At 56.6% G+C, this 24,557-nt stretch carries 23 protein-coding genes, 1 tRNA gene and 1 pseudogene; 17 read left to right on the forward strand and 8 right to left on the reverse strand.

Annotated features, from left to right (window positions below; all coding sequences use genetic code 11):
• Positions 1-155: 155 nt before the first annotated feature.
• Positions 156-728, reverse strand: a complete 573-nt coding sequence (locus DXB00_RS12835; protein ID WP_119215015.1) for an N-acetylmuramoyl-L-alanine amidase family protein — start codon at positions 726-728, stop codon at positions 156-158.
• 106 nt (positions 729-834) lie between these two features.
• Between DXB00_RS12835 and DXB00_RS12840 the strand changes: the two genes are divergently transcribed.
• The 6 genes from DXB00_RS12840 (at position 835) to DXB00_RS12865 (ending at position 5,735) form a co-directional block, all read left to right on the forward strand.
• Positions 835-1,323: an LURP-one-related/scramblase family protein gene (locus DXB00_RS12840; protein WP_117487840.1), complete on the forward strand. Its 489-nt coding sequence runs from the start codon at positions 835-837 to the stop codon at positions 1,321-1,323.
• An 11-nt stretch (positions 1,324-1,334) separates the two neighbouring features.
• Positions 1,335-2,201: an NAD(P)H-hydrate dehydratase gene (locus DXB00_RS12845; RefSeq protein ID WP_119215016.1), complete on the forward strand. Its 867-nt coding sequence runs from the start codon at positions 1,335-1,337 to the stop codon at positions 2,199-2,201.
• Positions 2,202-2,246: 45 nt separating this feature from the next.
• Positions 2,247-2,792, forward strand: a complete 546-nt coding sequence (locus DXB00_RS12850; protein ID WP_119215017.1) for a hypothetical protein — start codon at positions 2,247-2,249, stop codon at positions 2,790-2,792.
• Between the two features lie 38 nt (positions 2,793-2,830).
• Positions 2,831-3,949 (forward strand): alanine racemase, encoded by a 1,119-nt coding sequence (gene alr / locus DXB00_RS12855; RefSeq protein ID WP_118760493.1) that lies wholly within the window; start codon positions 2,831-2,833, stop codon positions 3,947-3,949.
• A 405-nt stretch (positions 3,950-4,354) separates the two neighbouring features.
• On the forward strand, positions 4,355-4,717 hold the full coding sequence (locus tag DXB00_RS12860) for a type II toxin-antitoxin system PemK/MazF family toxin (protein ID WP_110437051.1): 363 nt from the start codon (positions 4,355-4,357) through the stop codon (positions 4,715-4,717).
• Positions 4,718-5,207: 490 nt separating this feature from the next.
• Positions 5,208-5,735: a hypothetical protein gene (locus DXB00_RS12865; protein ID WP_118647049.1), complete on the forward strand. Its 528-nt coding sequence runs from the start codon at positions 5,208-5,210 to the stop codon at positions 5,733-5,735.
• A 147-nt stretch (positions 5,736-5,882) separates the two neighbouring features.
• Here DXB00_RS12865 and DXB00_RS17770 read toward each other — a convergent pair whose 3' ends face one another.
• Both DXB00_RS17770 and DXB00_RS17775 read right to left on the reverse strand, forming a co-directional pair.
• Positions 5,883-6,482, reverse strand: a complete 600-nt coding sequence (locus tag DXB00_RS17770) for a DUF1015 family protein (RefSeq protein WP_305143103.1) — start codon at positions 6,480-6,482, stop codon at positions 5,883-5,885.
• A 17-nt stretch (positions 6,483-6,499) separates the two neighbouring features.
• Positions 6,500-7,210, reverse strand: coding sequence for a DUF1015 domain-containing protein (locus tag DXB00_RS17775; protein ID WP_305143104.1), 711 nt, complete (start codon positions 7,208-7,210; stop codon positions 6,500-6,502).
• Positions 7,211-7,419: 209 nt separating this feature from the next.
• Between DXB00_RS17775 and DXB00_RS12875 the strand changes: the two genes are divergently transcribed.
• Positions 7,420-8,076 (forward strand): phosphoenolpyruvate-utilizing N-terminal domain-containing protein, encoded by a 657-nt coding sequence (locus DXB00_RS12875; protein WP_119215018.1) that lies wholly within the window; start codon positions 7,420-7,422, stop codon positions 8,074-8,076.
• The gene (gene ptsP / locus DXB00_RS12880) at positions 7,995-9,134 is read left to right on the forward strand and encodes a phosphoenolpyruvate--protein phosphotransferase (RefSeq protein WP_199697295.1); all 1,140 of its coding nucleotides are present in this window, start codon (positions 7,995-7,997) and stop codon (positions 9,132-9,134) included. The genes DXB00_RS12875 and ptsP overlap by 82 nt, the downstream gene beginning before the upstream one ends.
• 312 nt (positions 9,135-9,446) lie before the next feature.
• Here ptsP and DXB00_RS12890 read toward each other — a convergent pair.
• Positions 9,447-9,661, reverse strand: a pseudogene (locus DXB00_RS12890) (alpha/beta-type small acid-soluble spore protein).
• Positions 9,662-10,251: 590 nt separating this feature from the next.
• Between DXB00_RS12890 and DXB00_RS12895 the strand changes: the two are divergent.
• Genes DXB00_RS12895 through DXB00_RS12910 form a run of 4 tightly spaced genes read left to right on the forward strand, consistent with a single transcriptional unit; the run spans position 10,252 to position 16,509 of the window.
• Positions 10,252-12,183 (forward strand): HlyD family efflux transporter periplasmic adaptor subunit, encoded by a 1,932-nt coding sequence (locus tag DXB00_RS12895; protein ID WP_158581320.1) that lies wholly within the window; start codon positions 10,252-10,254, stop codon positions 12,181-12,183.
• 13 nt (positions 12,184-12,196) lie between these two features.
• Entirely contained in the window at positions 12,197-12,934 is a 738-nt protein-coding gene (locus DXB00_RS12900; protein WP_119215021.1) for an ABC transporter ATP-binding protein, read from the forward strand.
• Complete coding sequence (locus DXB00_RS12905; protein ID WP_119215022.1) at positions 12,931-14,187, forward strand: ABC transporter permease; 1,257 nt, start codon at positions 12,931-12,933, stop codon at positions 14,185-14,187. Before DXB00_RS12900 ends, DXB00_RS12905 begins: the two co-directional genes overlap by 4 nt.
• Before the next feature lie 21 nt (positions 14,188-14,208).
• Positions 14,209-16,509 (forward strand): S-layer homology domain-containing protein, encoded by a 2,301-nt coding sequence (locus DXB00_RS12910; protein ID WP_119215023.1) that lies wholly within the window; start codon positions 14,209-14,211, stop codon positions 16,507-16,509.
• 182 nt (positions 16,510-16,691) lie between these two features.
• On the opposite strand, the gene DXB00_RS12915 is transcribed toward DXB00_RS12910, so the two are convergent.
• Together DXB00_RS12915 and DXB00_RS12920 are read right to left on the reverse strand one after the other, a co-directional pair.
• Positions 16,692-16,767, reverse strand: a tRNA-Pro gene (locus DXB00_RS12915).
• 241 nt (positions 16,768-17,008) lie between these two features.
• On the reverse strand, positions 17,009-18,211 hold the full coding sequence (locus DXB00_RS12920) for a dicarboxylate/amino acid:cation symporter (protein ID WP_118358504.1): 1,203 nt from the start codon (positions 18,209-18,211) through the stop codon (positions 17,009-17,011).
• Between the two features lie 285 nt (positions 18,212-18,496).
• On the opposite strand from DXB00_RS12920, the gene DXB00_RS12925 reads away from it, so the two are divergent.
• Genes DXB00_RS12925 through DXB00_RS12940 form a run of 4 tightly spaced genes read left to right on the forward strand, consistent with a single transcriptional unit; the run spans position 18,497 to position 20,811 of the window.
• Positions 18,497-19,708, forward strand: a complete 1,212-nt coding sequence (locus tag DXB00_RS12925) for a M20 metallopeptidase family protein (RefSeq protein WP_117490390.1) — start codon at positions 18,497-18,499, stop codon at positions 19,706-19,708.
• Positions 19,705-19,944 (forward strand): hypothetical protein, encoded by a 240-nt coding sequence (locus DXB00_RS12930; protein ID WP_117555135.1) that lies wholly within the window; start codon positions 19,705-19,707, stop codon positions 19,942-19,944. Before DXB00_RS12925 ends, DXB00_RS12930 begins: the two co-directional genes overlap by 4 nt.
• A complete protein-coding gene (locus DXB00_RS12935; RefSeq protein ID WP_117555136.1) occupies positions 19,944-20,390 on the forward strand; it encodes an alpha/beta hydrolase in 447 nt (148 codons plus the stop codon). Before DXB00_RS12930 ends, DXB00_RS12935 begins: the two co-directional genes overlap by 1 nt.
• Positions 20,391-20,400: 10 nt before the next feature.
• Positions 20,401-20,811: a peptide deformylase gene (locus DXB00_RS12940; protein ID WP_117490386.1), complete on the forward strand. Its 411-nt coding sequence runs from the start codon at positions 20,401-20,403 to the stop codon at positions 20,809-20,811.
• Between the two features lie 270 nt (positions 20,812-21,081).
• Here DXB00_RS12940 and DXB00_RS12945 read toward each other — a convergent pair whose 3' ends face one another.
• Both DXB00_RS12945 and alaS read right to left on the reverse strand, forming a co-directional pair.
• Complete coding sequence (locus tag DXB00_RS12945) at positions 21,082-21,420, reverse strand: histidine triad nucleotide-binding protein (protein ID WP_117490384.1); 339 nt, start codon at positions 21,418-21,420, stop codon at positions 21,082-21,084.
• Positions 21,421-21,488: 68 nt separating this feature from the next.
• Positions 21,489-24,116 carry an alanine--tRNA ligase gene (gene alaS, locus DXB00_RS12950; RefSeq protein WP_118729593.1) on the reverse strand — a complete coding sequence of 876 codons (2,628 nt, stop codon included), beginning with the start codon at positions 24,114-24,116 and terminating at the stop codon, positions 21,489-21,491.
• Between the two features lie 190 nt (positions 24,117-24,306).
• On the opposite strand from alaS, the gene DXB00_RS16785 reads away from it, so the two are divergent.
• A partial coding sequence (locus tag DXB00_RS16785) for a hypothetical protein (RefSeq protein ID WP_207665893.1) occupies positions 24,307-24,557 on the forward strand: 251 nt, incomplete at its 3' end.

Genomic DNA, 24,557 nt, shown 5'->3' on the forward strand with positions numbered 1-24,557 from the left:
TCCAGAAGTCAAAAAAGCGAGATACATGCTCCCGCTTTTTTGGAATTTGCACTGCAAATTCTATTAAATGCGCGCTAACGCGCGAAAAGCTGCGACGTTAGTAAAGTGCGTTAAGAAAGATAGAACGAGAGGTCAAAAGACCTCTCGTTTTTTGTTTAATACGGTTCAAAGTCAAAATAATTGAGCAGACCGTTATAAATGCCCTGTGCAAACCCGAACGGATCGTTTTCCAGCTTCATCGCATCGGAAGCATTGGTCAGATACGCCAGCTCGACCAGAATCGAAGGCATCTGTGTCCGCCGCAGGACATACAGGCTCGGACGGATGCGCACGCCGTTATCGCGTGTGCCGACACGCGCAACAATGCCGGCGAGCACATGCTGCGCCAGCCAGTACGCCTGCGTATTTTCCTGATAAACATACACCTCAGTGCCGTTGACGGCGGGATTTACGTTCGCGTTGCAGTGGATGCTGATGAAGTAATCCGCAGGCCACTCATTCGCCAGCCGCACGCGCTCGGCCAGACTGGTGGCATTGCTTGTGCCGAGGATTTCCTCGGGTGAGGTGCGGCTCAGCCGCACCTCAAACCGCGGGTCTGCCCGCAGAAGATCAGCCAGATACACGCCGACAGCGTAGGTCACATCCTGTTCGAGCAGACCGCTGCCTTCCGCGCCGGTGTTCGGACCGGACGGATTGTGTCCCTGATCGACAAAAATCTTGATCGCCAAAGTATCACCTCCTCGTGTCAGCCTATGCGGCAGCGCGGCAGAACGTCCGTGCTTGACGGTCAGCACACGCCGTGTTATCCTGTAAGAAAAGAGGGGTGGGATCAATATGAAATTATATATCAAACAAAAGGTGTTCTCCTGGGTGGATCGGTTTACCGTGTTTGATGAAACCGGCGCCGACAAATACCATGTCGAGGGGGAGTTTTTCTCGTGGGGCAAGAAGCTGTATGTCACCGACTTGACCGGACACGAGACCGCCTTCATCCAGCAGAAGGTGTTCAGTATGATGCCGCGGTTCTTCGTGTACATCGACGGCGTGGAACGCGCGGAAATCGTCAAGCGGCTTACATTTTTCTACGAAAAATACGAGATCGAGGGTCTCGACTGGACAATCGAGGGTGATTTCTGGGCGCATGAGTACCGCATCACGCAGAACGGACGCGAGATCGTGTCCATCTCCAAGGAGTGGTTCACCTGGGGGGACTGCTATCAGCTGGACATTGCCGATTCCGCAGACGAAACACTTGCGCTGGCGGTCGTCCTCGCAATCGACGCAGTGCACGCGCAGGCGAACGCGGCAGCGGCTTCGACTTGAAAGGAAACGATATGATTGAGATAAACCAGGACTTCGCGGACGGCGTACTGCATTCGCGCAATCCGGAGACAAATAAAAACGACTACGGCCGCATTCTGTGCGTGTGCGGCTCGGCAGGATATACAGGTGCGGCATATTTTTCGACACAGGGCGCGGTCCGCATGGGAAGCGGCGTTGTGACGCTGGCAGTTCCGCAGGGTGCGTGGCCGGTGCTGGCGGTCAAGCTGAATGAGCCGGTCGTGCGGCCCATGCCGCAGGATGAAAACGGGTTGTTTTCCATGGACGCACTGCCGAAGCTGCTTGCGCTTGCCGAAAAGGCGGACGCGCTGCTCATCGGGTGCGGACTTGGCCGTTCGGATACGCTGACCGAAATCGTGCGTACCCTGCTTGAAAAAGCTGCCTGCCAGATTGTACTCGATGCGGACGGCATAAATTCGATTGCCGGGCATAAGGATATATTGCGGCGAACGGCAAAGCCGGTCGTGCTCACGCCGCACGCGGGCGAGTTCGCACGGCTCAGCGGCAAGCCGGATGCGACCGCTGCGGACGCGGCACAGTTCGCGCAGGACTATCGGTGCATTGTGCTCTACAAGGGACACCGCACCCGCATTTTCACGCCGGACGGCGGCTGCTATCGCAATACCTCGGGCAATCCCGGCATGGCGAAAGGCGGCAGCGGGGATGTTCTGGCAGGCATGCTGGTTTCGCTGTGCGGACAGGGCATTGACGCGGTTCGGGCGGCATGTACGGCGGCGTGGCTGCACGGCAGAGCCGGAGATTTGGCGGCGAACGCGCTGAGCGAATACGGCATGACGCCGAGCGATATGCTGACGCAGCTGCCGATTCTGCTGAAACGCTATAACTCGAAAACATGGTGATAAACCGGTCAAAGGAGTGGTAATCTGAACAGGCTGCTGTGTGGTTTGGCGGCGCTTGTTCTGCTCTGCGGCTGCGGCCGCTCGGCGGAAATGAGTGCCGAGGATGTGCGTGCGCATTTCGCATCGCTGGACAGCTGTACGGCGCATTTGAAAATAATCTCGGATTTGGACGAATCTGTACTGGAATTTGAAAGCGACTATGTCTATAATAGAGAGGACAGCGATTCTTTCACGCTGACCGCACCGGAGTCGGTCGCCGGTATCGGCGGGCGCATCTCAGGTGAGGAGAACGGCGCGTTCACGCTGCAGTACAATGAGCTGCAGCTGGATGATATTGCTCCTCGGCATACCGGACTGACACCGGCAGACGCGTGGTTCTGCCTGCTGAACGATCTGCGGTATGCTGTGCCTGCGCAGGTGTGGAGCGAGCGCACGAACGGCGAGAGCCTGCTCGTGCTGCGCTATGAAAATGCAGACGACAGCGTGGAAAAGCAGGTGTGGCTGCGGCAGAGCAATCTGCAGCCGGTCTATGCCGAGCTGTATGCGGACGGTGCGCGCGTGCTGACCATACAGGTGGAATCCTGTCAGTAAATCAGGAGCCAAACGGTTCTGTTGGAGTGACGAAAACAATGGAAGTAAATCAACACCGCACTTGGGCGGAGATCGACCTCGGTGCGATCGAGCATAATTATCGCGTGATCTGCGAGCAGGCGCAGGCGCCGGTCCTGTGTGTCGTTAAGGCGGACGCATACGGTCACGGTGCCGTGCAGGTGGCTAAGCGGCTGGAGAAGATGGACGCACCGTATTTTGCGGTAGCGACCATTCCGGAGGGTGTGGAGCTGCGAGAAGCAGGCATCGAAACGCCCATCCTCATCCTTGGTTATGTGGACGAGAAGGATATGGACACGGCGGCACAGTACGGCATCACCGTGCCGGTGTACGACCGCGAGACCGCAGAACTCATCAGCGCGGCAGCAGAGCGCACCGGCAAGCCGGTCACCGTACACTACAAGCTGGATACCGGCATGACGCGGCTCGGCTTCCCGTCGTGGGAATGTGAGCAGACCGTGCAGGATATCCTTGCGTGCTCCAAGCTGCCGGGCCTGATCAGCGAAGGCATTTTCACGCATTTTGCGGTTGCCGACGTGCCCTCGGGCGAGGCGTACACGGAATTGCAGTACAAGCGCTTCTCGGATGTGTGCGAGGGTCTGCAAGCGGCCGGTCTTGACCTGCCGCTGCGCCACTGTGCGAACAGCGGCGCTATCCAGACCTACGAGAAGATGCACTGCACGATGACGCGCGCGGGCATTATCCTGTACGGCTATCGGCCGGATGCCTCCGTGCCGCCGGTGCTCGATCTGAGACCCGCCATGACCGTCAAGGCGCGTGTGGTGCAGGTGCGCGATATTCCGGAGAATACGACCATCAGCTATGGCCGCACCTTCGAGACGGCAGAGCCGACCCGTATGGCGGTTATCTCGATGGGATACGCGGACGGCTATCTGCGTACCGGCTCGGGCAAGGCGCAGGTGCTGCTCGGCGGCGTGAAAGCGCCCGTGCTCGGCCGTATCTGCATGGATATGTGCATGGTGCGTATTCCGGAGGGCGTGGACGTACATCGCGGCGATGAGGTGACCGTGTTCGGTCCGGAGGGTTGGACGGCAGAGGACGCAGCAGACGCGGCGGGCACCATCTCGTACGAGGTGCTGTGCGCCATCAGCCGTCGCGTGCCGCGTTTCTATCGGTAATTTACTGACATTGCGTGCATAAGATGAAGCGAGGGATTTTCCCTCGCTTCATTTGTCTCTCAAAGTCGGTATCCTGTTAGTTTGATAGTATCGCGCGGCAGCGCTATTAAAACAGCATTTGCGTTGCAAATGCAAGAAAACCGGGAGCATGTATCACGGTTTTCTTACTTCTGGAGGGAGAAAGTTTCTGAACAGGAACTTTCGGACGACTTTGGAACGGCCTGCGGTCCGTTCCTGCTTGTCGGCGAAACTGTAGTTTCGCGACAGCTTTGAAGCGGAGGAGATTTTTCTCTCTCCGCTTTTCTGCATTATACAGTTATAATTTTGTGTGACACGGGGAAAATAGGTTTGCGGGAAAACCATCAGGCAGCACCGTAAATCTATTTCATCGGAGTGTGAACCAAAGTGGATAGCAACATCAAACGCGGAGATATTTACTATGCCGATCTCAGTCCGGTGGTTGGCAGTGAGCAGGGCGGCATCCGTCCGGTGCTGATCGTGCAGAACAACGTCGGCAATCGGTACAGTCCGACCGTGATCGCCGCCGCTATTACATCGCAGATCAACAAGGCGAAAATGCCGACGCATATCACGGTCGGTGCGCCGAACTACGGACTGACCAAGGATTCTATCATCCTCACCGAGCAGATCCGCACGCTGGACAAACGCCGCCTGCGCGAGAAAATGGGATCGCTCGACGAAAAAGCCATGCGGCACGTTGATGAAGCACTGGCGGTCAGTTTCGGACTCGGCTCGGTGCAGGGGTAAGCCGTATAACGGCGGGAGAAAGCGCATATCCTTTTTATAGGGTATGCGCTTTTTGCGTATAGACTGGGATTTGCTATCTGCGGACGTCTTTTCTGCGCCAGACAGCGCGTGCCACACTGCAATCGCAGGCGTAATCTTTGGGCGGCATAGCCGTGCCGCCCTCTGCGTAGGCTTTCCGATATGTGTAGCAGTACGCTGTCTGTGAACTGCGCATATTTTGCGAAAGAAACGCTGTGGTAACCCGACTGCCGTTCCCCTTTTCGCAGCGGTCACATATAGGAAATTGGCGCCAGACTAACAAGCAAAGGAAACTGGAGTCCCAAGAGGATAGTACTCATTTAATCCGCGCACGGCGCGGGAACAAGGTTTAGTGGCCTACGGGCAAACCTTGGTGTCTATCCTTTTGGACCTCCCAGCCAAAGGTTGGCTCCCATTCTATATGCTTTAGCAAGTAGTAAAATTCAAATTTGCACAGAAAGGAGAACCGCCCATGCGCGCAGACGTATTCTGTAACGACAACCCGATCGGTACGATCGATTGGACCCCGGACGCCTGCGGCGTGCAGGTCAATCTCGACTGCGCTGTCTGCGGAGACGAACTGCTGCGCTGCTATACGGTCGTGAACGGAAACATCCTGCGGGTCGGTCTGCCTGCACCGGAGCATGGCCGTCTGCGCCTGCGCCGGCATCTCTCGCGGCAAATGCTGCATGAGACTGGCTGTGAGGGCGAACCCGAACGGTTCTATCTCGCGTCTGCGCCGGAGCCTTTGCCGCAGAGCAATGCGCCGCCCGAGCAGCCGCTTGTCACCGGAGATACGGTCCTGGACGCGCTTCTATCCAGCGAAAACGTGCAGATTCAGCCGACCGAGACCGGACTGCGTCTGCAATGTCCGTTCGACCCGAAAAAGCCGTTCGCACTGGCACCCGCCTTTGTGCTTTGCCGCACAGAAGGAAACACGGCAGTTCTGGAATGGAAAAAGGACGCAGCCGATGCGGCTGCGTCCTCTGAAAAGGCGTAACTTTAGGTAATACCGCATAATTGAACAAGAGTGATTTGCGAGTAAATTTTGCGTACTGATGAGGCACAGTTTTGCGGTAATACTTGATGTATTACCGTGAAACTGCAACAAAGTCAGGACACAAAATTTCCGCAAAGCACCGCCGCTTTAATTGTGCGGTGTTGCCTTTACTTTACGATGGTCTTGGCCTCCATGTAGTAGCGCTTCTCGTGCGCCTCGCCCATGGAGAAGGTCTTGCGCGGCAGAACGCCGTCGAAAACAACGCCGCGGAACAGGTCGTTCTTGGCGATGTCCGGCAGGATGAACGAGGTTGCCCGGCTTTTCCGCCAGCGAAACAACAACGTCCGTGCCGTGGATGTAGTCGATCTTCGCAGAGGTGTGGGTCTCAAGATAAGCGTCCAGACCGGTCTGGATGGTAGCGACCGGAATGGCCCACTTCGGGTTCTCGACAACAAACACGCTCGACTTGCTCGCTGAGCAGAACGGGAAGAAGTGCGCGGTCTCGCTCTTGGGAGCCTCGTCGGCAACGTAAGCCTTGCAGCCTTCGCCGTTGTAGAAGTCGGTCAGTGCGCCGAGCAGTTCATCTGCGTCTACGCCGAACAGAGCACGGTGGATCGGCTCGATGATCAGGCTCTCGTCATGGATGTTGACAACCTCAACGAGTGCAAAACGTGCCGGATGGTTCTCCTGCTCCTCGGCAGTCAGGCCCTTCTTGACCTCTTCCCAGTACGCCTTTGCGGTGGCCATGGAGTGGTTGCCGTCGCCTACTGCATACGGCAGCAGCGCCTGTGCATCCGTGCAGCCGTACTTCTTGTTGAGGTCTCGCGATCGCAGAGTGCTTCGAGCTTGGCCTCGATGACCTCGGTCTCCGGACCGTTCGGCAGGAACCAGCCGGTGATATGGCCGCCGTTCTGCATCAGGTCGGTATCGTACAGTTTGTCATAAGAGGCGGTCTGCTCGAACAGCGGCTCGATGATCTGACGGTCGGGATCGTCGATCAGGATCATAATGTGCGGCAGCTCCAGGCACGCACCCTGACGAACCTTGAGACGGGGCGGAATACGCTCGACAACCGTCTTTTCGGTCGGGCGGATGAGGGATGCGGAACCGGGCGTGTATTCATACGCTTCCAGATCGACCGACAGCACGATGCCGCGGCGCGGGCAGGAGCCGCCGGACCAGCGCTCGGTCAGAACGACGCCGGCGGGCAGGGTGCGCAGCGTGCCGTCCTGCACATACTGCTGCATGGTCTGATGGATTTTCTCCGTGCGGGCAGCAACGTCCGCGTCCTCCAGATAAACTTCCGGCAGGGTCAGACGCAGGGTAGAGGGTGCGTCACCGACGGTCTTATCAGTCTCGGCCCAGTAGTCCGGCTGAGAAGTGTACTGGTCGCAGGCGATGACTGCCCACTTGGACAGGTCCACGCCTTCACGCGGAAACATGATCTCGGGAATACGAGTGCAGCGATTAGCCATAATTATCCTTCCTCCAGTAGAAGTAGTGTGGAATGCCTCTATTATAGCAGACAAATCTCAAGTACGGCACTCGTTTTCCAAAAATAAATGTCGGTTTGCAGAAAAAACTTTATTTGCTTGACGAAAGTATAGGGATGTTGTACAATATAATATAGGTTTGGTTGCGAAATTTGTATAAAAATACAATCGTAAAAACGGAGGAAAACCCCATGGTTAAATTCAAGGCTATCGGCGTTTCGGAGGGTCTGGCGAAGGCAAAGGCTCTCGTTATCAAGGAAGAAGATCTTTCGGTCGTTAAGGAGACCGTTGCCGATGCGGAAGCCGAATGCAAGCGCGTTCTCGACGCAGTGGAAAAAGCCAAGCAGCAGATCGAAGTGCTGCGTGACGATGCGGAAAAGAATATCGGTGCGGCTGAGGCGGAAATTTTTGACGCGCATCTGATGATGCTCGACGACCCTGATTTTGTCGAGGGTATGACAAACATTGTAACGGATGAGAAGGTTTGCGCGGAGTACGCGTGCTTTGTCAACTGCGAGAACTTTCAGGCGATGTTCCGCGCGCTCGACGACGAATATATGCAGGCGCGTGCAGCAGACATCGGTGATATTTCTCAGCGGGTCATTAAGAATCTGAAGGGCATTGCGGACAACGCGATCGACACGATCACTGAGCCGTGCATTATTGTGGCGAACGACCTTACGCCGTCCGACACGGCGAAGATCGGCGCAAGCCGGTTGCCGGTTTTATCACGAAGATCGGCGGCCGCACGAGCCATTCGGCGATCATGGCGCGTTCGATGGGCATTCCGGCGATTGTCGGTGCCGGCGAGAAGGCGGACGAGATCGCGGACGGCGACCTGCTGCTGATCGACGGCGCGGCAGGCGAAGTCGTGGCGCAGCCGGATGAGCAGACGCTTGCCGACTTTGCCGAGCGTCAGAAGGCAGATGCGGCGCATCGTGCCATGCTCGCGCAGTACAAGGATAAGGAGGGCGCGACCTCGGACGGCCGCCGTGTCATTATCGAGGGCAACATCGGTACGCCGGATGACGCAGTCCGCGTAGCGGAGCTTGGCGGTGAAGGCGTCGGCCTGTTCCGCTCGGAGTTCCTGTTCATGGATCGTACCGACCTGCCGAGCGAGGAAGAGCAGTTCGCCGCCTACAAGAAGGCGTGTGAGATCATGCAGGGCAAGCCGGTTATCATCCGCACGCTGGACATCGGCGGCGACAAAGAAGTGCCCGCACTGGCGCTGGAGCAGGAACAGAATCCGTTCCTCGGCTACCGCGCGATCCGCATTTGCTTGAATCAGCCGGAGCTGTTTCTGATTCAGCTTCGCGCGCTGCTGCGTGCCGCGCAGTACGGCGATCTGCGCATTATGTTCCCGATGATTTCGTCGGTGGATGAGGTGCGTGATGCAAAGCAGGTGCTCGAGCAGGCGAAGGACATGCTGACCGCGGAAGGCGTACCTTTCAACTCGAACGTCAAGGTCGGCATTATGGTCGAGATTCCGGTGGCGGCTGTCTGCGCGGATGTGCTGGCGAAGGAGGTTGACTTCTTCTCAATTGGCACGAATGACCTGATTCAGTATTCCTGCGCGGTGGACCGCATCAACGAGAAGATTTCCTACCTGTACCGTCCGCTGCATCCGGGCGTGCTGCGCCTGATCGCCATGACGGCCAAAGCAGCGAATGAGAACGGTATCGAAGTCGGCGTATGCGGCGAGATGGCAGGCACGGCCGGCATGGCGCCGGTGCTGTGCGGTCTCGGCGTGACCAATCTGTCCATGTCGGCATCCGCAATGCTGGCAGCAAAGGCAGACCTTGCAAAGCACTCCTACGACGAATGCAGGGAACTGGCTGACAAGCTGCTCGCGTGCGCAAGCGCGTCTGACGCAGAGCGTATTTTCACGGACTGGAGAGAGTCCTGAGCAAGAGTAAAAAGCCGCCGTTTCCCTGTGAAGCGGCGGCTTTGCACTGTTCGGATGGATAGAACTTGACTTGTATCGGAAAACGGATATCGCTTATCAGGATAACAAGCATTATCTGAGCAAATCCATGTCGTTTTCCTCGCCCGGTGCGACGCCTGTTTTGTTTTGGGCGCAAGCGCGAACGGCTGGATGAAATGGAAAGACAAGTGCGGCAGAACACTTGATGAGCTGTTCCGCAGACAGGCAGAGAAAGCATAAGTAAAGGGACACGGAATGATTCTGTGTCCCTTTTTTCGCAGGAAAGAGAAGCGTTTAGCCCTGGTTTGCCATATTCTGCTCGTAGGATTCGATCATCTTCTTCACCATCTGACCGCCTACGGAGCCGGCCTGACGGCTGGTCAGATCGCCGTTATAGCCCTGCTTGAGGTTTACGCCGACCTCGCAGCTGCCTCCATTTTGAAGCGATCCATTGCCGCGCGCGCTTCCGGTACCATGCCCTGATTAGAACCATTTTTCGTGTTAGTCATGTTTGTTCGCTCCTTTTCGATTCGGTTTGGTGTGTTGGGTTTTGCTGATAGTAGGTTGCGCACCAAAGGTCGAAATATGAGATGCAAATGCTGTGACGGAAGCCAGAAAATATGATAAGCAAACGCGTTTTGCCAGCGCAGGAAAACAAGCGTTGAAAATTTGCTTTTGGACAGCGCATAAAACCTGCTCTGCTCATATAATAAAGAAAAGCACAGACATATACAGCCTTATTAGTTACGGTATATACTGCAGATGGGTTAGCTTATTCTAACTTATCGTTTCCGCCCGTCACCAGTCGTCCGGATGTGTTTTTCACTAAATTGTAAGCAAACATGTCTTGCAAGGATTTGTGCAATATGCTAATATGATGGTGATATATGTCCGATGCACAAATGTACAATATGCGGACACGGGAACGAATTCCGAGAAAGTCTGACAGCGATCGGAAGCGGCAGTGGAGGTGCCGCTGAAAAAGTCATATTCACTCAAATTAGGATGCTTAACCTTTTGCAAGCACAGATTTACGTGGGAATAAGGCGGCTATGCCGCTTTATCAATAATGGATAGAGAACAGAAAGGACATCATAGTATGAGTCAAAACGAGAAGAGGTTATTCGACAGACACAAGAAACAGGAAGAACCGCCTTTAGAGCAGACGCAGGCAGTGCCTGCGGTACAGGATGAAATCGCGGCAGAGCCTGCAGCCGAGGCGTCGCCCAAGCGCAACAAATACGCAGACAAAATGAATCGCAAAAAGCGCAGACTGAGCAAGGGTGCGCGTATCGGCATTACGGCGGCGGCAATTGCGCTGCTGCTTGGCGGCGGCATCTGGGCTGTGGTGAAATCCCGCGATGCGGGCACGGAGAATGTGACGCAAACCACGGCTGCGGTCAGCTGCGGCGATCTGGAGACCTACATAGAGGGAAGCGGTGTTACTGCTGCCAAAAAACGTGAGGAGCTTGGCCGGGAGGTTAAGGGCAAGGTAACACAGGTGCTGGTTGCCGAGGGCGACGAGGTGCACACCGGCGATCCGCTGCTGGTAATCGACCCGACCGAAACCCGCAAGGAGCTTGCGGATGCACAAAAGGAGCTGACCGAGGCGGAACGCGGTGTCTCGGACGCGCAGCTGGAGGTCTCCAAGGCACAGTCCGACTTGAGCGCGGCGCAGAGAAAACTGAGCCGTCTGCACATCACGGCGCCGTTTACCGGCAAACTGATTCCGGCCAAGGATTCGGACGACAAGGATGTGTCCTTCCGTGTCGGTGAGCAGGTGAGCGAGGGTCAGGTCATCGGCTACATGGTAAATGACCGCCAGATGAAGCTGACGCTGGCGTTCAGCGCCGAATATGCCCGCAGCATTCGCACCGGACAGACGGCCACGGTATCCATCGCTTCTGCGATGAGCGAGGTGAGCGGTACGGTATCGTCGGTCGAGACAGCACAGCAGATTTCGAGTGAGGGTGTGCGCGTTATCCGCGTCGGCATTACGGTGAATAACCCCGGTTCGCTGACAAAGGGCATGACAGCCACCGCGACGATCAATGCCGGGCGCCTCGGTGCGATCTATCCGGCGAACGCGGGCACACTGGAATACAGCCGCGAGGAAGCCGTCACCGCACAGATGAGCGGCGAGATCATCAAGCTGAACGGCACAAGCTACAGCACCTACAACGGCGGTGCGCTTATCATGTCCCTGTCGAGTGACGCTTCTCAGGATGAGATTTCAGCCGCGCAGAATGGTATTGCGGCGGCAAACCGCACGGTTGCCAGCGCAAAGACGGCTGCAGACGAAAAGCGGGCACACATTGCCGAACTGCAGCAGAAGATTCAGAACTCGACCGTTACCTCTCCGATAGACGGCGTTGTTGTCAGCCTGAACGCCGTTGAAGGACAGGAGGCGACCGGCTCGGAGACGCTCGTTGTGGTTGCTGATTTGAATGATATTGCCGTCAACGCCGAGGTCTCCTCGATGGATATCGGCTCGGTGCAGCAGGGACAGCAGGCGACTATGACGATGTACGCGTCGGACGGCTCCGAGATTTCGCTGACCGGCGAGGTGCAGTCGGTTGCGCTGGAGCCGACACAGAACTCCAGTAACGGGCAGGGCAGCATGCCGACCTTCAAGGCGGTCATTTCGGTGGATCCGCTGGAGGGACAGAAAATTTACAGCGGCATGTCTATCGAATATAAAATCACGACGGCCTCGTCCTACGGCTGCCTGATGGTACCGTCGTCGGCTATCGTCAACACGGACAGCGGCACAGCTGTATTCGCCAAGCCGCTGACGGACGAGAACGGAAACGAGATTCCGTTTGAGGAAACCCTGCCGATCCCCGAGGGTACCGAAGGCATTCCGGAAGACTATCAGCTTGTACCGGTCGAGACCGGCATTGCCGATTCGACCAACACGGAAATCCTCGGCGGTCTGGAAGAAGGCACAGAGGTATTCCTCGCCGGACCGAGCGACCTGTATGCCGATATGTCGGATAACGGCATGTCAGTCAGTATGTCAGTCGGTTGAGGAGGGCGCGCTTATGTGGGAAAGAAAGGCGCAGACTCCTGACACGGAGCGCCGCGCTGAATTGCTGATTGACGTTCAGCGCATGAGCAAGATTTACAACGAAGGAAGAGAAAACGAAGTGCGTGCACTGGATGATATCTCGCTGCAGGTATCCTGGGGAGAGTTCCTGTGCATTCTCGGACAGTCCGGCTCGGGCAAGTCCACGCTGATGAACATTCTCGGCTGTCTGGATATTCCGACCTACGGCTCTTATCATCTAAACGGGCAGCTGGTCAGCGATATGAAGCCGTCCGTGCTGTCCGGTATCCGCAACCGGGAGATCGGGTTTATCTTTCAGGGCTTTAATCTGATTCCGGCGCTGACGGCGCTCGAAAACGTCGAGCTGCCGCTCATCTACCGCGGTATGCCGCGGGAGGAGCGCCGCCGTCTGGCACAGGAGGCGTTAGTCTCGGTCGGGCTGGAAAAGCGCATGGATCACCGTCCGGGTGAGATATCCGGCGGACAGCAGCAGCGTGTTGCGATCGCGCGGGCAGTGGCGGCAAAGCCGCCGATCATCATGGCGGACGAGCCGACCGGCAACCTGGATTCTGCCTCCGGTCTGGATATTATGCGCAAGCTGACTGCACTCAATGAGCAGGGAACCTCCATCATCCTCATCACGCATGACAACCATCTTGCACAGATGGCAAAACGCATCGTGACGATACAGGACGGCAGGATCATTTCGGACACGAAAGGAGGGGCCGTATGAATTGGATGCAGACGGTTCGTATGGCGTTCAAGTCCATCCTGAACAACAAGGTTCGCTCGATTCTGACCATGCTGGGCATCATCATCGGTGTGGCATCGGTTATCGCTATCGTGGCGTCGATTCAGGGCACGAGCAAGCTGCAGCGCCTGCAGTATGAGGCGATGGGCGTCAACCGCATCGACATCTACGGATACGGTGCCAAAAACCGCGACTGGCAGGAGTTTGAGGACTATATGACGAATGATCTGTCCGACAAAATCGCTGCATGGTCGCCGCAGAGCCAGTATTACGACTGGCAGAACAGCGGCATCCAGTACCGGGCCAAAAGGCTGGATAACAACGACAGCAACAGCGGCTACACCTATATGTACTTCGGCAACGAGCATTACGGCGAGGTGACAAGTCATGCGATTTCCGCCGGACGGGATATTTCCGCTACGGACTGCCGCACGCGCGCCCGCGTCTGTGTGATCGGAGAAACATTGCGCAAGTATTTCTTCGGGGCGATGAGCCCGATCGGGCAGAAGCTGCAGATCGGCGGCAAGGGCTTTGAGGTTATCGGCGTGTATGCCGGCAAGTATGACGGTAAGCTGAATACAGACGATCAGATGATTGTGATGCCGTACACGCTGCAGAGCACGATGATGAGTGTATACGGCATGGCAGACCGCCAGTATATCGTGAAGGCGGCGGACAAGGACGTGATTGCCGAGCTGACAGACGAGCTTCTGCCGGGCTTTATGCAGGGCCGCTGCGAGGCGGGAAACGGATATTTTTCTGCTTCGTCGGACAGCCAGTGGCAGGAGCAGAGCGAGTCCTCCAACAACATGCTTGCGCTGCTCGGCGGCGGTGTCGCCGGAATCTCGCTGCTCGTCGGCGGTATCGGCATTATGAATATCATGCTGGTGTCTGTTACCGAGCGCACCCGCGAGATCGGTATCCGTATGGCAATCGGCGCCCGCAAGCGGGATATTATCGGGCAGTTTCTGGTAGAGGCCTCGGTGGTCTCGTGCTGCGGCGGTGTGATCGGCATTGTGCTCGGCTGCTTTCTTTCGGCGGTGTTGGGCAATCTGCTGCTCGCGAAAACGCAGAACAGCTACATGCCGACCGTGGAGCAGTTCACCGTACTGCCCTCTGCGGGACTGGTCATCGGCGCATTTCTGTTTTCTGCGCTGCTGGGTATCATCTTCGGACTGTATCCCGCCAATAAAGCCTCGAATCTGCAGCCGGTAGATGCGCTGCGGACGCAGTAAAAGGAAAGGACAGGTAGGAAAATGAAAAAAAGATTTGTCAGCCTGTGTCTGGCAGGCTTGATCATGGTTGCACCGGCTTCGGCGGTGTTTACCGATATTTCAGACAGCAGGGTATCGCAGACGGCCGCCGTTCTGGATGCGCTGGGTATCATGCAGGGCGTAGGCGGCGGCAGCTTCGCGCCGGGTAAGGCGCTGACGCGGGCGCAGTTCTGCAAGCTAGCGGTTACCGCTATGGGTGTGACGGATGTAAGTCCGTATGCCAGCTACACGATTTTTCCGGATGTTAAGCATTCGCACTGGGCAGCGCCGTATATCAACGCGGCAGTACGCCATCCGGAACTGAAGGAAAAGGCCATTATCCGCGGCTATGCGGACGGCAGCTTCGGCCCGGATAAGATTGTCAGCTACGGTGAGGTCTGCACCATGCTGCTGCGTATGCTGGGCTATAAAGAGGAGGACGTCGGTCCGTTCTGGCCTGCGGACTATATCGCGCAGGCACAGGCCATCGGTCTGACGGACGGTGTCACGATTGCGGATGCGCGTGCCGCAGTCAAGCGCGGAGACGCGGCGGTGCTTCTGCTGAACGCTCTGAATACGGATAAAAAGGGAGAAGAGGGCAGCACACTGCTCGACAAGGTCGCGTCCTCGACGGTCAAGGACTGCATTCTGCTCGAGACCGGAAAGACATACAGCGCCCTTGCTGCAGATGAGGCATTGTTCTATGAGGACGGTGTTGTGGATGCGAAATCTCCCCGTAAGACCGCCGGTACGCTGGACAGCAGCATGATCGGTGTGTACGGCACAATCGTTGTCGGCAAGGGCAGCAGCAAGGTTGCGGTCGGTGTGATTCCGAACGGCAACAAGACCGAAGCCTATGAGGTTGTCAATGCGGCAGCAGATCGTATCGTTACCACGAACGGAACACTGCGTCCGGACCGCAAGACCAAGCTGTATATCAGCCGCGACCATGTCATGAATGAGTACGAAAATGCATGGGCGAACCTGCAGTCCGGCGACACGCTGACCCTGTACTACAACGAGTACGGCGTGCTGCAGCTGATGGCAGTCCTGCCGAAAACGACAGCAGGCGCCGCGCACTCGTTCGTTTACGGTCTGGCGACATCGCGCAGGATTCCGGCGGAGTATACGATCATCAAAAACGGTGCGAAGATCGACGCGAGCAAGCTGAAAAAGTACGATGTTGTGACGCTCGATGCCGCAAACCGTCAGGCGATTGTTTCGGATACCAAGCTGAGCGGAAAATATCAGACCGACTCGACAACGTACAGCCATCCCTCTCAGGTGAAGATTCTGGGAAAGGACTTTGAGGTTTCCTCCGAGGCGGCGGCAACGTTTAAGGATATGAAGCTGAACGATTACATCACGCTGCTGTTTGACGCGGACGGCAATGTTGCGGCTGCGTACCCGAAAAAGGATGTCAGCGCGGAGATGCAGGGCATTGTAACCAAAATTGGCGGGGAAAAGGCCACGGTCACGCTGACAAACGGTCTGACCCTGCGGGATATTAAGATTACACCGTTAATAAATCCGATTTCTGGTCAAGATATTACTTCGAGTTTACTTGGTCGTCTGGTTACGGTCAGCCAGTCCGGTGAGGGGGCAGACCTGATTCGCCGCACGCTCTCCGGAAAGACCGCCGGAAACTGGTCTGTTGCGGAGGGAAAACTGGGCAGTAACGCCGTTTCCTCCAAGGTGCGCGTGTATGAGGAGGTGCTCTCCGGCGCACCGCTGAACGCGATCAACGTCAGTGATATTGACCTGACCTCGGTTCCGGCTTCGCAGATTAAGTATACCGTGCAGGATAATGCAGGTACGGTTACGAATATTGTTCTGGGCGATGTGACCGGAGAAAGCTGGATTTATGGTATTGGCTATGGCAAGCGAGATAAGACGGATGAGGAAAATGGCAATTCTCCGGAATATGTTGTGCTTCGCCATTGGGACGGTGCAAAGCAGGAGGAAAGCACATTCCGTGTACTCACGCTGCCGCGCGGTCTGGGCGGTGTACCGATTGCAGTCCCCAGAGGGTACTCAACCGATGAAAGCATCGTCAATACCTCGCTGGATACGCTCAAGCTGACATTGATCGACACGGTAAAGTCGTCTGCATTTGACGGTTCCTCCGGTGTCCGTACCAAGGACGGCTATTACGAGCTGGCAGAGAACATTGGCGTTTATATCTCGGAGCAGAACAGGTTTATTTCGCTGCAGACGGCGAAATCCAACTACACGAGCTTCCGCGTATACGCCAATAAAACGGCGGAAAACGGCGGGAAAATCCGTGTGATTGTCGCTTCGTGATTTGCTGTGTGCTGCGGCCATAGTTTTTCGTTAAATAATTGAAATTGCAAAACGGATGCTTCTCTGTGCTTGGAGAGGCATCCGTTTTGTTTCGGCTTGGATTTTAATGCAGTCTGCGAGATTCATAAACGTCACAAAAGCAACAAAAAACCGCCTATTCATTACGAATAAGCGGTTTTACATGGTCCGAGTGACAGGACTTGAACCTGCGGCCTCTTGACCCCCAGTCAAGCACGCTACCAGCTGCGCTACACCCGGATTTGCAACGGTCTATCAAACCTTGCCTAAATAGGATACCAAATCCGGAGGGAAAAGTCAAGTGTTTTGTGAAAATTCTTGCAGCAAATTTGCTTTGCAGCGCTTGCTTCCGGTGCAGTCGAAACAGCCATCGCATACGCTGCACCGTATGCGATACACCGCGCTTTTCCCATCATAGCACCTGTTTTCTCTCGATACAAAAAAGAAGCCCGCAAAAGCAGGCTCCTTTTCTCATATTTGATTACTGAACTTCTGCTGCCTCAACCTCACGCTTTTCCTCCGCGATATGATGCTTATTCGCGTAGCCGGTCAGAATAAGCGTCAGCGCGCCGTCGCCGGTGACGTTGCAGGCGGTGCCGAAGCTGTCCTGCAGGGCAAAGATGGTCAGCATAAGCGCGGTGCCGGTGCCGTCAAACAGCAGGATGCCGGTGATCAGACCGAGCGAAGCCATAACCGTACCGCCCGGCACGCCGGGTGCGCCGATGGCGAAAATGCCGAGCAGCACGCAGAACAGGATCATGGTTCCGACAGACGGAATCTTGCCGTACAGAATCTGCGAGATTGTCATGACGAAGAAAACCTCGGTCAGCACCGAGCCGCACAGATGGATATTGGCGAACAGCGGAATACCGAAATTAACCATGTCCTTGCGCAGCACTGTGGATTTCTTTGCGCAGCGCAGAGCAACTGCCAAAGTCGCCGCGGAGGACATCGTGCCGACTGCGGTGATATACGCCGGACCGTAGTGCTTCACTACTTCGATCGGGTTCTTGCCCGAGTATGCGCCCGCAACTCCATAGAGCAGCGCCATCCAGATATAATGACCGATCATAACGATGATGATGACCTTGATGAACACCGGAAACTGCTTGGTGATCGTGCCCTCATATGCCAGACCGCAGAAGGTGGACGCGATAAAGAACGGCAGAATCGGGATGATGATCTTGGTGACGATGGCGAGGACAATGTTCTGCACCTCGTCAAGCAGGGACTCCATCATCTTGGATTTGGTCCAGGTGATGGCCAGACCGACCATCAGCGACAGCGCCAGTGCGCTCATCACGTTCATGACCGCCGGAATCTCCAGCTGGAACAGTACCTCGGGCAGTTCGCGCAGGCCGTCAACCTGCGATACGATCGACAGGTGTGGAATGAGTGCGTAACCGGCTGCCGTGCTCATCAGCGCCGCGCCGACCGACGACACATACGCGATGATGAGCGCAATGCCCAGCATTCTGGATGCGTTGTGGCCCAGTTTGGTGATGGACGGCGCAATAAAGCCGATAACGATCAGCGGCACACAGAACGTGATGATCTGACCGAGCACCTGCTTGATTGTCACGACCACGTTCATCACGGCCTCGTTCGCCACCAGACCGAGCACGATGCCCACCGCAACGCCAAGCAGCAGCTTGAACGGCAGGCTGTTTAGAATTTTTTTCATACCTACATACTCCCTTTGTTTGCGTTGCATCTGGATGACATCGGCGGATTTCTCCTCAGCCTGTCACGCTGCCGCCAAGTTGCCATGTGGACACAATGATATACCTATATGATACAATTTACAGCGCGTTTCGTCAAGGCAAATACGGGAAATGGCTGCGCCAAATAAAAACAGAGCGGTTTTTTCCTGCAATTTATGGTATACTTAAGGCATACCACAATCGCTTCTGTTCAATTATGCGGTATTGCTGTAATATAGGGCAACACCGACAAGGGAGGTAAAACCATGTCACAAACCTTAACCATAACGGCGGAGCAGGTGCTTGCATCGGCAGAGCGCATCCGAGAGGATATTGTCCGCGACCGGCGGACACTGCACGCTGCACCCGAGGTCGGCACCGACCTGCCGAACACTGTAGCCTGCGTCAAAAAACGCCTGCTTGAGATGGGCTATCAGCCGCGCGAGCTGGCGGGTGGTGTCGTCGCAGAGATAACCGGCACCGAGACCGGCCGCTGTCTGCTCCTGCGCGCCGACATGGACGCGCTGTGCGTGACCGAGCAGACCGGACTGGATTTCGCATCCGCGAACGGCTGCATGCACGCCTGCGGCCACGACATGCACGCGGCGATGCTGCTCGGTGCGGCACAGCTGCTGCAGGAGTACCGGACGCAGCTGCAAGGCACGATCAAGCTGGTGTTTCAGCCGGACGAGGAGGGCTTTACCGGCGCAAAGGCCATGCTCTCGGCGGGCGTGCTGAAAGACCCGGCACCGCAGGCAGGCTTTGCGCTGCACGTCAATTCGGGCACACCGTCCGGACTGGTTCTGTGCGGACGCGGCACGTTTATGGCGGGCTGCACGCTGTTCCGCATCACGGTAAACGGCGTTGGATGCCACGGCGCAATGCCGGAAAAGGGCGTGGACCCGCTCAATATCGCAAGCCACATTTACCTGTCGCTGCAGGAGATCATCAGCCGCGAGATCGGTGCAAAAACGCCGGCTGTCGTGACCATCGGCCGCATGACCGGCGGTGAGGCGCCCAATATCATCCCGCAGACCGCGGTGCTCGAGGGCACCATCCGCAGCTTTGACCGCGACCTGTCCGCGCAGATCTTCACCCGCATCGGGGAAATCGCACAGTGTACCGCACAGGCGTTCCGCGGCACAGCCGTCACGGAAGAGATCGCGTCCGCGCCGCCGCTCAGGAATGACGTTGCGCTGACCAATCGTATGGCAGACCTTGCCGGTGCACTGTTCGGTGAAAAGCTGATCTATCGGATGGACGAGGGCGGCATGGGCTCGGAGGATTTTGCGTCCTACACCTACGATTTACCGTGCGCATACCTGCTCATCGGTGCAGGCACCAAGCAGGAAAATCCTGCGTTCGGTGAGCCGATGCACAACGAAAGAGTCGTGTTCAACGAGGATATCCTGCCGCGCGGTGCAGCGCTGCATACCTGGTGTGCGCTGAACTGGCTGGCAGACGAGGATAACGCGTGACAACCGAACAATTCTTTATCGAAAACACACCGGCGGTGCTGTACGGCGAGCCGTCGGACACGCTGTGGCTGTTCGTTCACGGGCAATTCGGCCGCAAGGAAGAAGCCCTTCCGTTTGCAGAAATAGTGGCTCCGGATGCACAGGTTTTGTCCATCGACCTGCCGAATCACGCACACGCCAAAACCGGGATGAGGAATTTGCACCATGGACAGCCGCACCCGAACTCACCCGCGTGATGGCTTACGCAAGAGCACACTGGCGCGCGACAAACGTGCGCGCGACCAGCATCGGGGCGTATTTTGCGCGGCTGGCGTTTGCCGCACCGGAAAAAGCGCTGTTCGTGTCGCCCATCGTGGATATGGAGCGCTTGATCTGTGACAGAATATGCGCGGCAGGCATTACCGAGCAAATCCTGCGCGAGCGCGGCATGTATCCCGCAAGGGAAGGGGATATGCTCTCGTGGGACTACCTTTGCTGGGTGCGGGAGCATCCGGCAAAGGACTGGTACTGCCCGCAGTACATTCTCTACGGCGAAAATGACAGCATGACTGACTTGGCGACTATCCGCACTTACACGGCAAAATCCGGTGCGGAGCTGATCATCGTGCCGCAAGGCGAGCACTGGTTCCGCACACCGGAGCAGCTGGCTGTTATGGCCGACTGGGAACGCAAACATAAATAAGGAGCACAATATGATTCAGGAAATCTGCAAAGACGAGAAATTTTTAGCGCAGAAGGCCGAGCAGGCCACGCCGGACGATATCCAAACCGCAACCGACCTGCTGGAAACGCTCGAAGCGCATAAGGACGGCTGTGTCGGCATGGCGGCGAACATGATCGGCGTGAACAAGCGCATTATCGCGTTTGATAACGAGGGAACGTATATGGTGATGTTCAACCCGCAAATCGTCAAGCAGTCCGGCGGCTATGAGACCGAGGAGGGCTGTTTGTCGCTGACCGGCACGCGCAAAACGCGCCGCTGGCAATCCATCAAGGTGCAGTATCAGAACGAAAAGTTCCAGACGAGACTGAAAACCTTCACCGGCTGGACCGCACAGATTATCCAGCACGAAATCGACCATTGCAACGGCATCATTATTTAAGGAAAAAGCAAAATGTAAACCAACGCATACAAAAAGGCACACCAAACGGTGTGCCTTTTTTCTGCCGTTCGCGCAAGCGCAGGCAGCGGCGTACCGCAGTACGCCGATTCAATTCCCTGAAAAAGTCCGGCTCTGCCGGACTTTTTCTCCACTGCCCGTGCCGCAGCGGCACGGCCTCGTCCGTTGTGCGGACGAGAGGGGGATATCCCACAAAGTTTCTACGGAACTTTGTGGGTATCTAAGGGGACAGCGTCCCCCTTAGAAGAAGGTTTAGCCCGGCGGCCAGGTCATATCCCGTCCGGAAAGGACGTGGAAATGCAGATGGAACACGCTCTGACCCGCCTGCTCTCCGATGTTGGAGACCACGCGGAAGCTGTCCATGCCGCGCTCCTTCGCAATCTTCGCGATAACCTCAAAGCAGTGCGCCACAACCGCGCTGTTGGATGCATCAACGGCGGCCACAGACTGGATGTGCTGCTTCGGGATCACGAGAAAATGCGTGGGAGCCTGCGGGTCAATATCGTTGAAGGCGTAGCAGAGGTCATCCTCGTACACCTTGCTTGACGGGATATCGCCCGCGATGATTTTACAGAACAGACAATCTTCCATGGAATGATCGCTCCTTTCTGAAAGGGGAGTGCCGCGAGAGCGTTCCCGCGGCTTTCCTCTAAAGTTTATTACAGCATTGCTTCAACGATGTTGTTGACAGCCTCGAGTGCTTCCTCCAGCTTTGCCGGATTCTTGCCGCCTGCGGTTGCGCTGTCCGGACGGCCGCCGCCGCCGCCGCCAACGATCTTGGCAACTTCCTTGATGATCTTGCCGGCGTGTGCGCCCTTCTTGACAGCTTCGGCGCCGCAGACACAAAGCAGGCTTACCTTGTCGCCGTTGACTGCGGAGAGAACAGCAACCATGTTCTCCTTCTTGCTCTTGATGTCATCGCCCATGGTGCGGAGCATGTCGGCAGATGCGTCATCCAGCTTGGTGGCAACCACGTCTACGCCCTTGATGTTGCGGGATACGTTGAACAGGTCAACCATCTGCATCGCAGCGACCTTTGCGCCCATCTTTTCGAGCTTTTTGTTGAGAGCACGCATATCGTTTACCTGCTGCTCAATCTTGGCAGACAGCTCGTTCGGATTGGTCTTGAGTACTGCAGCAGCCTCGTTGAGAACCGCCTGACGGTCGTTCATCAGCTTGAGGACAGCCTTGCCGGTAACGGCCTCGATACGGCGCACGCCTGCTGCAACAGAGGCCTCGCCGATGATCTTGAGCGAACCGGCCTTCGCGGTGTTGTCGAGGTGGGTACCGCCGCAAAGCTCGATGGAGTCACCGGCCTGTACCACGCGGACGGTCTGACCGTACTTCTCGCCGAACAGCGCCATAGCGCCCTTCTTCTTGGCATCGTCAATGCTCATTTCCTCGGTGATAACCGGGCTGCCTGCCAGAATTGCATCGTTTACCATATCCTCGACCTTAGCCAGCTCCTCAGCGGTCAGCGCTGCAAAGTGGGTGAAGTCGAAGCGGATATGATCGTTTGCAGTGTAGGAGCCTGCCTGCTCAACATGGTCGCCGAGCACGTTGCGGAGCGCCTTCTGGAGCAGGTGGGTGGAGGTATGTGCACGGCAGATAGCCTGACGGTAAGCCGCATCAACAGAAGCCGTAACCTCGTCCTCAACGGACAGCTCGCCCTCGGTGACAACGCCGATGTGCATATACTTGCCGTCCTTGGTCTTCTGAACATCGGAAACGGTCATTGCGCCGTTCTTGCCGGTGATAACGCCGTGGTCACCGATCTGGCCGCCCATCTCCGCGTAGAACGGGGTGCGGTCGAGTACAACGGTGATCTTCTCACCCTTGGCAGCTGCGCCGGAAACCTCGCCCTCGTTTACGATAGCCAGAATCTTTGCGGACTCCTCAAGGGTGGTGTAGCCATCAAATGCGGTCTTGATGGACTTGTCCAGACCCAGATCCTCGCTCTGCCAGCCGAGGTCGCCCATCTTCTTGCGGTCCTCACGGGCACGCTCGCGCTGCTCGTTCATCAGGCGATCGAACTCCTCGCGGCTGGTGGTCATGCCCTGCTCCTCGAGTACCTCAAGGGTCAGGTCGATCGGGAAGCCGTAGGTGTCATACAGCTGGAATGCGTCCGCAGCGGACAGCTCCTTGCCGTCGGAAGCGGCGATCTTGTCATTCAGGATAGCCAGACCGCTGTCGATGGTCTTGTTGAAGCTGGCTTCCTCGTTCTCGATAACCTTGTGGATATATTTCTGCTTCTCAACCAGCTCCGGATATGCGCCGCCGGACTCGTTGATAACGGTGGAAGCAACGTCGGACATAAACGGCTTGTCAATGCCGAGCAGCTTGCCGTGACGAACGGCGCGGCGCAGCAGGCGGCGCAGAACGTAGCCGCGGCCCTCGTTGGACGGGATAACGCCGTCGCAGATCATCATAACGGTGGAGCGGATGTGGTCGGTGATAACGCGCAGGGAAACATCGGTCTTATCGCTATCGCCGTAGTGCTTGCCGGCGATCTCGGAAACCTTGTTGGTGATGTTGCGCACAGTGTCAACGTCGAACAGGGAGCCAACGCCCTGTACCACGCACGCCAGACGCTCCAGACCCATGCCGGTGTCGATGTTCTTCTGCTTCAGCTCAGAGTAGTTGCCGTGGCCGTCGTTGTCGAACTGGGAGAATACGTTGTTCCATACCTCCATGTAGCGGTCACAGTCGCAGCCGACGGTGCAGCCGGGCTTGCCGCAGCCGTACTCGGGGCCGCGGTCGTAGTAGATCTCAGAGCACGGGCCGCACGGACCGGAGCCATGCTCCCAGAAGTTGTCCTCCTTGCCGAAGCGGAAGATACGCTCCGGTGCAATGCCGACCTCCTTGTTCCAGATCTCGAATGCCTCGTCATCGTCAACGTAGATGGACGGATACAGGCGATCCGGGTCAATGCCGACCCACTCCGGACTGGTCAGGAATTCCCAGCTCCAGTGAATGGCCTCGCGCTTGAAGTAGTCGCCGAAGGAGAAGTTGCCCAGCATCTCGAAGAAGGTGCCGTGACGGGCGGTCTTGCCAACGTTCTCGATATCACCGGTGCGGATGCACTTCTGGCAGGTGGTAACGCGGTGGCGCGGCGGCTCCTGCTCGCCGGTGAAGAACGGCTTCATCGGCGCCATGCCGGAGTTGATGAGCAGAAGCGACGGGTCGTTCTGCGGGATGAGCGAAAAGCTCGGCAGGCGGAGATGACCCTTGGTTTCAAAGAAACTGAGGTACATCTCGCGCAGCTCGTTGAGTCCTCTGTACTGCATATAAATTGATTCCTCCAAAAAAGAATTTACGGAAATAAAACAGAAAATGAAAAAAGCCTCCGCCCGGACTTCAAGGGCGAAAGCATGCTTCCACGGTACCACCTTGATTTGAATATGGGTATGCCATATCCATCTCGGTAATCCGGTATCGGGGATCGGACGGTCTGTTTCAGTTGCAGACTGCTCGGAAGTGGCTGTTTTCCGCACCGGACAAGGACTTGCAGCGAATGTCCTCTCTCTGAAGAACGGCGGATGGAAAACTCGTTTCCTCATCGCATTTTCTGTATTGCGTATCTATTATGCCACTTTTGCGGGCAGTTGTCAACTGAAATCGCGGAAAGTTGCGCTCTGCGGAGTGTGCGGCGCCCGCCGCTGGGGTGATGCGGCGCCCGCCGCGGGGCAAAAAGGAAGGGACACCTGCGGTTTCCCTTCCTCTTTGAA

The organism is Butyricicoccus sp. OF10-2, from assembly GCF_003481925.1.
Classification (GTDB): domain Bacteria; phylum Bacillota; class Clostridia; order Oscillospirales; family Butyricicoccaceae; genus Agathobaculum; species Agathobaculum butyriciproducens.